General features: G+C 73.0%; 9 protein-coding genes. 3 read left to right on the top strand and 6 right to left on the bottom strand.

Annotation, left to right across the window (positions count from 1 at the left end):
• The coding region (locus RIF68_RS17420) for a hypothetical protein (RefSeq protein WP_309052192.1) at positions 1-462 on the bottom strand (462 nt) is incomplete at its 3' end.
• 236 nt (positions 463-698) lie between these two features.
• Here RIF68_RS17420 and RIF68_RS17415 point away from each other — a divergent pair.
• Positions 699-1535, top strand: a complete 837-nt coding sequence (locus RIF68_RS17415; protein WP_309052191.1) for a hypothetical protein — start codon at positions 699-701, stop codon at positions 1533-1535.
• Between the two features lie 108 nt (positions 1536-1643).
• Entirely contained in the window at positions 1644-1946 is a 303-nt protein-coding gene (locus RIF68_RS17410; RefSeq protein ID WP_309052190.1) for a hypothetical protein, read from the top strand.
• 227 nt (positions 1947-2173) lie between these two features.
• On the opposite strand, the gene RIF68_RS17405 is transcribed toward RIF68_RS17410, so the two are convergent.
• Genes RIF68_RS17405 through RIF68_RS17390 form a run of 4 tightly spaced genes read right to left on the bottom strand, consistent with a single transcriptional unit; the run spans position 2174 to position 6150 of the window.
• Positions 2174-3442, bottom strand: coding sequence for a DUF445 domain-containing protein (locus tag RIF68_RS17405; protein WP_309052189.1), 1269 nt, complete (start codon positions 3440-3442; stop codon positions 2174-2176).
• 13 nt (positions 3443-3455) lie between these two features.
• A complete protein-coding gene (locus RIF68_RS17400; protein WP_309052188.1) occupies positions 3456-4436 on the bottom strand; it encodes an ATP-binding cassette domain-containing protein in 981 nt (326 codons plus the stop codon).
• Between the two features lie 12 nt (positions 4437-4448).
• Positions 4449-5345, bottom strand: a complete 897-nt coding sequence (locus RIF68_RS17395; RefSeq protein ID WP_375165713.1) for an ABC transporter permease — start codon at positions 5343-5345, stop codon at positions 4449-4451.
• On the bottom strand, positions 5338-6150 hold the full coding sequence (locus tag RIF68_RS17390; protein WP_309052187.1) for an ABC-2 family transporter protein: 813 nt from the start codon (positions 6148-6150) through the stop codon (positions 5338-5340). Before RIF68_RS17390 ends, RIF68_RS17395 begins: the two co-directional genes overlap by 8 nt.
• A 143-nt stretch (positions 6151-6293) precedes the next feature.
• On the opposite strand from RIF68_RS17390, the gene RIF68_RS17385 reads away from it, so the two are divergent.
• A complete protein-coding gene (locus tag RIF68_RS17385) occupies positions 6294-8624 on the top strand; it encodes a transglycosylase domain-containing protein (RefSeq protein ID WP_309052186.1) in 2331 nt (776 codons plus the stop codon).
• On the opposite strand, the gene RIF68_RS17380 is transcribed toward RIF68_RS17385, so the two are convergent.
• Positions 8618-8904: multidrug efflux SMR transporter (locus tag RIF68_RS17380; RefSeq protein ID WP_309052185.1), on the bottom strand; the 287-nt coding region annotated here is incomplete at its 5' end. The two genes, RIF68_RS17385 and RIF68_RS17380, sit on opposite strands and share 7 nt — an antisense overlap.

Raw genomic sequence — 8904 nt, 5'->3', positions numbered from 1 at the left:
GGTGACGAGCTGGGTCTCCTTCGTCCCGTCCGGCAGCACGACCTGCCGCCTGGCGACATCGAGCTGGGCGTCCTGACCGCCGTCACCGAACGACTCGCCCGCACCGATACCGCAGGACCGGCAGAGGAAACTGTCACCCGCCATCACCTTCGACCGCTGCGCGGCCGTGAGACCCGTCTTCTCCTTCGGGGACTTGCCCTGGCCGGGCAGCCAGACCTCTGCCCCCTTCTTCACGAAGCGCTGCTCATCAAGGTGGAGCGACTCGTCCTCGCGCCGGGTGTCGATCTGCCAGCCGTGGTCGCGCAGGTCGCGCACCCGGCGGTCGATCTGGGACACGTCCGGAAACGCCTCCCTCAACTGCCCCTTGGTGAAGATGTTCCCTTCGCCGACCACCGACACCAGCCACAGACCGGCCCGCACCTTGCTGCCGTACTTCTTGTCGAGCCACGACGGCACTGCCACTTGCAACCTCCGCTCAACGACCACCACATGAGAAGCCGGAAAACCACACGACGGCCACACCACGGGTACGGACGCCCTGGGTGCCGCGCTTCCGGCTGGCTCACTCATTGAGCACGCCGGAGAGAAGGCCCGTCCAGCCCCAACGATGATTGCGCGCAAGGTAGTCAACGCCGTAGCCGGATGTACCGTCAGATCCCTCCGGCACAATGAGCCGCGTTCTTTCCTGGGGGTGGACGATGGCGGCAGACGATCCGGCAAGCAGGGACACAAACGGGGACAGCGGAGGCAGCGCTGAGCCGCCGCCCGGCAGAAGAGCTCTCGCCGAAGCGATCGACACCCTCCTGGGGCACCTCGCCGTCGGCACACTCGCTGAGGCCTCGGCCCTTCTGGCACCCATGGGCTGGGGAAAGCACCCAAGCGAGATCTCCCGGTACCGCAGGGGCCGGAGAAAACCGCCTCTGGACTTCGTCCTCGCGCTGCACGAGGTGGCCATCGAACGGGCGGGACAAGACGCCGTCCAGATCTCCCCCACGGAACTGTGCCGCCTTCATGCGTTTGCCGAGGCCTTCCTCTGCCCCAGCTGTGACCCGGTACGGAGCGAGAACAAGCGGCTCAGGGAGGAGAACAGCCGGCTCCTCGCGGCCCAGAAGCCTTCAGACCTGACGCATTCCGGCCTGGCTGGAATCAGCAATCCGGACCTCCTCGCACGTCCTGCTCCGCTGCCGGTCCCCCGGGACGGCGGGGACCGGCAGCGGTGGGCGCGGGATGTGGCAGCCGCGCGGCAGCTCGCCGCGTACGCCACGCGCCTGCATGAGGGCGGCCAGACCGGTTACGCGGTCGCTTTCCTGCAGGACGCGGCAGGGGCACTGACCCCCCTGGAGAGCGCCGTGTCCATCGCTCTGCTCCGGGAAGGGCAGAACGACCTAGCGGACACGGCCATCGGCATCAACGGCCGCAGCCGCGCCGAATCGGACGTGATGCGCATCGCGGTCGAGCTCCACGAGCTGGGCCTGCCAGAGGATGCCGGCGCACTGCTCCGCGCGGCCCTGGCCCGGGTGCCGGCACAGACCTGACAAAGAATGCCCGCTGCGAGCGGTCCGCGGCTGCGGCCCCGCGACCGGGCCAGGGCGCTTCTCGTTACGCTTTACCCCTCGCTATCTCACGACACGGAAGGCCCCTCCATGCCCCGCATCCCCTCCTCCGTCGTTGCCGCCGCCGGGCTCGTCGGGGGGTACGCCGTCGCGCGGTGGACGAAGAAGCGGCCCCTCGGTGGTGCCGTGCTGGCCGTGGCCGGCGGGGTGGCCGCGCGGGAGTGGCAGCGGGTGGGCGGGGCGAAGGCCTCCGTGGGGCTGACGTCCGCCTACGTCGCCGCCTTCGCCGGGTCGCACCCGCTCGCCAAGAAGATCGGGGCCTGGCCCGCGGTGTTCTCGGTGGCCGGGGCCGTCGCGGCCGTCTCCTGGGTCGCGACCCGCGACCGCGGCTGAGGCACCGGAGGGCCGGACGCGAGGCGGGCCGGCCCCCGGGCGCGCCCCCGCCTCGGGCCCGGTCGGCAGCGGGACCGTGCCGGGGCCCGACGAGGGCCCGCGCCGGGCCCGCAGCCCTGCCCCGACGCCCGGGCCCGACGCCCGGGCCCGACCGGCACCGGGCCCCGTCCGGCCCCGGCCTCGACGAAGGCCCCGGCCCCCGCCCCGACGAAAGCCCGCCGAAGGCCCTACGCCCCCGCCGCCGTGCTCAGGGTGTGGATGAGGAGGCCGGCGAGGGCGCCGACCACCGTGCCGTTGATGCGGATGAACTGGAGGTCGCGGCCGATGTTGGCCTCGATCTTCCGGGAGGTCTGGGCGGCGTCCCAGCCCGCCACCGTGTCCGTGATCAGGGAGGTGATCTCGGTGCGGTAGGTGGTGACCAGGTACGTCGCCGCCGACTCGACCCAGGTGTCGACCTTGCCCTGGAGGCGTGCGTCCGTCGACAGGCGCCGCCCCAGGGAGATCAGGGAGGCGCGGGCGCGCAGGCGGAGCTGGCTGTGGTCGTCCTCGGCCGCGGCGAGGACGAGGGCGCGGACGGAGGACCAGGCGGAGGCGATGATGTCCTGGACCTCGGGGCGGGCGAGGAGGTCGCCCTTGAGGCGCTCCACGCGGACGCGGGTGTCCGTGTCGGCCTGGAGGTCGGCGGCGAAGTCGGTGAGGAAGCGGTCGATCGCGCCGCGCGCCGGGTGCGCGGGCATGTCCCGCATCTCCGTGACGAAGCGGAGGAGCTCGCGGTAGACGCGCTCCCCCACCTTGCGGTCGACGAAGCGCGGGGTCCAGCCGGGGGCGCCGCCCTGGACCGCGTCCATGACCGAGTCCCCGTGGGTGACGAGCCAGTCGTGGGCGCGGGTGCAGACGAGGTCGACGGCCCGGCGGTGGGCGCCGTCGGTGACGAGCCGGTCGAGGGTCTTGCCGAGGCCGGGCGCGATCTCGGCCGCTTCGGCGCGGCGGGTGATGGCCTCGCCGACGACGGCCTGGACGTCGGAGTCGCGCAGCACGGTCAGCGCGCCGCGCAGCGCGGTGGAGAGTTCGGAGGTGACCCGGTCGGCGTGGGCCGGGTCGGAGAGCCAGCCGCCGAGCCGGCGGCCGATGCCCAGGGCCCGCAGCCTGCCGCGTACGACGTCGGCCGACAGGAAGTTCTCCCCGACAAACGCGCCGAGGGAGGTGCCCAGCTGGTCCTTCTTCTTCGGGATGATCGCCGTGTGCGGGATCGGCAGCCCCAGGGGGTGCCGGAAGAGGGCGGTCACCGCGAACCAGTCCGCGAGCGCGCCGACCATGCCGGCCTCGGCCGCCGCGGCGACGTACCCCGCCCAGGCGCCCGCGCCGGAGTGCTCGGCCCAGGTCGCCAGGGCGTAGATGACGGCGACCGCGCCGAGCAGCGAGGTGGCCAGCGCCTTCATGCGCCGCACCCCTCTGCTCTTCTCCGCGTCCGCCGCCGTGTACGAGAAACTCACCATGGACTCGACCTCCCTACGTGAGGGACTCCCGGCGCTCCTCCCGAGTTCCCCCGTACATCTTCGCGATCACCGTCTCGATGTCGGGTTCCCGCACCGAGAGGTCCACCAGCGGGTAGGCGGCGGCGACCGCGGCCACCAGGGGGGCGGCCGAGGAGGTGGCGGGGAAGGCGAGCCACTGCCGCGGCCCCTCGGCGCGGACGAAGCGGGCGCCCGGCACGTCCTCGATGGGCGGCATCGCGGTGGCCAGGTCGACGACCAGGAGCCGTTCGCCGCCGCCGGACTCGTGCAGGCCGGTCAGATCACCGTCGTACATGAGTCGCCCGTGGTCGATGACCATGACGCGGGAGCAGAGCTGTTCGATGTCGGTGAGGTCGTGGGTGGTGAGGAGGACGGTGGTGCCGCGGTCGGCGTTGAGTTCGCGCAGGAAGGACCGCACCCGCGTCCTGGACACGATGTCGAGGCCGATCGTCGGCTCGTCGAGGTAGAGCACGTCCGGGTCGTGGAGGAGAGCGGCGGCGATGTCGCCGCGCATCCGCTGGCCCAGGGAGAGCTGCCGTACGGGCACGTCGAGGAGGTCCCCGAGCTCCAGGAGCTCCACGCACCGGTCGAGGTTCTCGCGGAAGCGGGCGTCGGGCACCTGGTACATGCGGTGCACCAGCCGGTACGAGTCGCGCAGCGGCAGGTCCCACCAGAGCGTCGTGCGCTGCCCGAAGACGACGCCGATCCGCCGGGCGAGCCGGGTCCGCTCCCGCGCCGGGTCGATGCCGGCGACGCGCAGCCGGCCGCCGCTCGGGGTGAGGATGCCGGTCAGCATCTTGATCGTGGTGGACTTCCCGGCGCCGTTGGGGCCGATGTAGCCGACCATCTCGCCGCGTTCGACGCCGAAGGTGATCCCGTCGACCGCGCGGACCTCGCGCTTCTCGCGGCGCAGCAGGCCCGCCCGGCGGCGGACCGTGAAGGCCTTCTCCAGGGCGTCGAGTTCGATGAAGGGCACGGGACGGTCTCCTCAGCTTCCTGTCGAACGGTACGAACGGACGCCGGCCCGCCAGACGAGGCCGGCGAGCCCGCAGCAGACCAGGGCGACCGCAGGGGAGGCGAAGGCCGCCCACGACGGCACCCCCGCCGGGGCCGGCCGCCCGAGCACGTACAGGGCGGGGAGCCAGCTCACGAATGCCAGCGGGACGACGTACACCACACCCCGCACCAGCTCCTGCGCGAAGATCGTCGGCGGGTACTGGAGCAGGGTGTTCCCGCCGTAGGTGAAGGAGTTGGTGACCTCCGCGGCGTCCTGGATCCAGAACTGCGCGGACGCCCCGACCACCATCACCGCCATGAAGATCACCGCCCCGCACACCACCGTCACCGGCACGAGCAGCACCTTCAGCGGCGTCCAGGTGACGCCGTCCAGGAGCAGCAGGCCCCAGACGAGGACCACCAGGCCCTGGGTGAGTCGGCCGAGCCGCCGCAGCGCGAACCCGTCGGCCGCCACCTGGGCGAGCAGCGGCGCCGGCCGGAGCAGGAAGGTGTCGAGCGAGCCGTCCCGCACCCGCCGCCCCATCCGCTGCAGGGAGCCCGTCGTGAGGTCGGCGAGCCCGAAGGACGTACCGGCCGTGCCGTAGAGGAAGGCGACCTCGGCGAAGGCGAAGCCGCCGATGCCCTCGACGTGACCGAACATCAGCAGGATGACGACGAAGTCGAAGAAGGTGACGCAGAAGGAGGAGAAGAGGGTCAGGGCGAAGGAGGAACGGTACGTCATCGTCGACCGGATCCACATGCCGGCGACCATCCGGTACGTACGCCAGGACTCGCCGCCCCGGCGCACGAGCCGCGCCCGCCCCGGACCGGCCACCCCCGCCGCCCCCTCGCGCCTCGCCACCGGCTCCGCCGCCGTCCGCTCAGCCACCCTGCACCACCACCTTCCGTGTCGCCGCGGCCTGCGCGGCCCGGCCGGCGGCCAGCAGGACCAGGGCCCAGCAGCCCTGGAAGGCGTACGCCCCCACCAGGCCGCCGCCGTCCCCGTACCGGCCGAGGTAGACGTCCGCCGGGACCTGGAGGAGGGAGGCCCAGGGCAGGACGCGCGCCAGGTCACCGAGAGCGCCGGGAAAGACGTTGAGCGGAAGGAGCATCCCGGAGAAGAACATCCCGCAGAGCCAGGCGGCCTGCGCGACGCCCTGGCCGTCGAGGAGCCAGAAGGCGCTCATCGCCACCAGGTACCAGAGCGCGAAGCCGACGAGGGAGCCGAGCGCCACGGAGAGCAGGAAGGCGGCCCAGCGGCCGGGCCCGTCCGGGAGCGTGAAGTCGAAGACGAGCGCGCCGATCACCATGGGGGCGGCGCCCCGGCCGAGCAGCTGGAAGGCGCAGCGGCCGGCGTTGGCGGCGAGCCACCAGGCCTGGAGGTCGGCCGGACGGTGGAGGTCGACGGCGATGTCACCGGTCCTGACCCGTTCCATGAGCTCGGTCTCGAAGCCGCCGCCCATGAGGCCGCAGACCGTGAGCAGCGCCTGGCCGATCCACACGTAGGCGAGGGCGTCGTCGACCGAGTAGCCGCCCAGCCGGGGGCGTTCGTCCCACAGGGCGATGTAGGTGTACGAGAGGACCAGGCCGAAGACCGAGTTGGTGAAGACGCCCGCCGCCGTGGCGACCCGGTAGGTGGCGTGGCGCCGGAAGCCGCCCGCGGCGACCGTGGCGTACAGCCGCGGACGCGGCACGGTGAACCCCCTTTCCGCCGCGGAGGGGAGGGCGGCGAAGCGCACGACCCTAGTGGGGGCCGGCCGGGACCCGCGAGCGGATTTCCCGTCACCTTCGGGTGGCATTCGGGACTTTTACGTCATTCCGGGCAGTATGTGATGCCATGTCCCCTTCCTCCGACACGAGCGAATCCCCCCGGCCGGACACCGCGGGCTGGGAACCCAGGGACCCCACCCTTCCCCCGCCCCCCGCACCCGACCACCGGCCCCCGACCGCCCGGCCCACCCGGCGCGGTCCGGCCCGGCGGCTGCTCACCCTGCTCCTGAAGCTGCTCCTGCTCGGCGTCCTCCTCCTCGCCGGCGCCCTCACCGCGGGCTACCTCCTCATCGACGTCCCGCCCGCCAACGCCTCCGCCCGCGCCCAGGCGAACGTCTACCTCTACCGGGACGGCACCCCCCTCGCCCGCGGCGGCCAGGTCAACCGCGAGAACGTCCGGCTCGACCGGATCCCCCTGCCCGTACGCCACGCGGTCCTCGCCGCCGAGGACCGCGACTTCCACACCTCGCGCGCCGTCGACCCCAAGGCGATGCTCCGCGCCGCCTGGAACACCCTCACCGGCAAAGGCCGCCAGTCCGGCTCCACCATCACCCAGCAGTACGTGAAGAACTACTACCTGGGGCAGGAGCAGACCCTCACCCGCAAGGCCCGCGAATTCTTCATCGCGATCAAACTCGAACGCGCCGCCACCAAGGAGGAGATCCTCCAGGGCTACCTGAACACCAGCTACTTCGGCCGCAACGCCTACGGCCTCCAGGCCGCCGCCCGCGCCTACTACGGCAAGGACGTGGACCGGCTCGGCACCGCCGAGGGCGCCTACCTCGCCGCCCTCCTCAAAGCCCCCAGCGCCTACGACGTCACCACCCGCCCCGAGAACCGCGCCACCGCCGTCGCCCGCTGGCACTACGTCCTCGACGGCATGGTCAAGGAGGGCTGGCTCACCCGCGCCGAGCGCGCCACCGCCCGCTTCCCCGATCCGCTCCCCGCCTCCGCCGCCGGCGGCGCCCTCTCCGGCCTGTCCGGCCAGCGCGGCTACCTCGTCAAGGCCGTCGAGCAGTACCTCACCGGCCAAGGCGTCCTCGACCGGGAAGCACTCGCCCTCGGCGGCTACCGGATCACCACCACCCTGGACCGCGCCAAGCAGGACGCCCTCGTCCGCGCCGTCGAGGACCGCGTCATCGACCGCCTCGACCCGGAGAACAACCCCGCCGACCGGTACGTACGGGTCGGGGCCGCCGCCGTCGAACCCACCAGCGGCCACGTCCTCGCCCTCTACGGCGGCGTCGACTACACCCGGCAGTACGTCAACAACGCCACCCGCCGCGACTACCAGGTCGGCTCCACCTTCAAACCCTTCGTCCTCACCGCGGCCCTGCAGCACGGCGCCCGCACCCAGTACGGCGAGCCGATCACCCCGTACACCCTCTACGACGGCACCAACCGCCGACCCGTGGAGGGCTGGAACGGCAGCCCGTACGACCCCGCCAACGAGGACGACGCCAGCTACGGCGAGATCCCCGTCGGCACCGCCACCGACCTGTCCGTGAACGCCGTCTACGCCCAGATGGCCGTCGACGTCGGCCCCGCCCGCGTCCGGCACACCGCCGTCGCCCTCGGCCTGCCGGGCAGCACCCCCGACCTCACCGCCTCCCCGTCCATCGCCCTCGGCCCGGCCACCGCCAGCGTGCTCGACATGGCGCGGGCGTACGCGACCCTCGCCGCCCACGGCAAGCGCGGCCCCTACCGCCTCGTCGCCGCCGTCACCAAGGACGGCGACGCCGTCGCACTGCCCCGGGGAGACCTCAAGCAGGTCGTCGGCCGGGAGGCCGCCGACACCACCACCGCCGTCCTGCGCAGCGTCGTCGAATCCGGTACGGGCTCGGCGGCGCGGGCGGCGGGACGGCCGGCGGCCGGCAAGACGGGCACCGCGGAGGACGACAAGGCCGCCTGGTTCGCCGGCTACACCCCCGAGCTGGCCACGGTCGTCGCCCTCATGGGACAGGACCCGGCCACCGGCCGCCAGGAACCCCTGTACGGAGCGCTGGGCCTGCCCCGGATCAACGGCGGCGGGCCGCCCGCCGAGATCTGGGCCCGCTTCACCCGCGACGCCCTGGCCGGAACGGCGCCGAGGAACTTCGACCTGCGGCTGATGCCCGGGGTGGAGCCGCTCCCCGACGCGCCGCCGGGGCCCGAGGCCCAGGACGACTGGGAGACCCCCGGGGAAGGCCGGACCATCGAGGCGGGCGCGGCGGCCGAACCCGGAACAGGAACGGGAACGGCGACCGAAGCCGGGGCGGCGGCCGCCGGGCCGCCGGGAACGGCGGCCGACCCCGCCACGGCACCCGCGGACGGCACACCACCCGGCGGAGACATGACAGCCGGGCCGGGCGTCGCGGCCGGACCACCCCCCCCCCCCACCGCCCCCCCCGGTCAGTGACCCGAAGTCGCCTTGAGACCGACCACGGCGACGAGCAGCAGACAGACGAAGAAGATCCGGGCGGCGGTCGCCGGCTCCCCGAGCACCACCATGCCGAACACCGCCGCACCGGCCGCGCCGATCCCGACCCACACGCCGTACGCGGTGCCGATCGGCAGCGTCCTGGCCGCCTGGGCCAGCAGAACCATGGACGCGACGATCCCCGCACCGGTGAGCACACTCGGCCAGAACCGGGTGAAACCCTCCGTGTACTTCATCCCGATCGACCAGGCGACCTCCA

Origin of the sequence: Streptomyces sp., assembly GCF_031178505.1 — a bacterium.
In the GTDB taxonomy this organism is placed as follows: Bacteria; Actinomycetota; Actinomycetes; order Streptomycetales; family Streptomycetaceae; genus Streptomyces; species Streptomyces gulbargensis.
The sequence above is the reverse complement of the archived record's forward strand: the minus strand, read 5'-3'. Positions and strand labels throughout refer to the sequence as shown.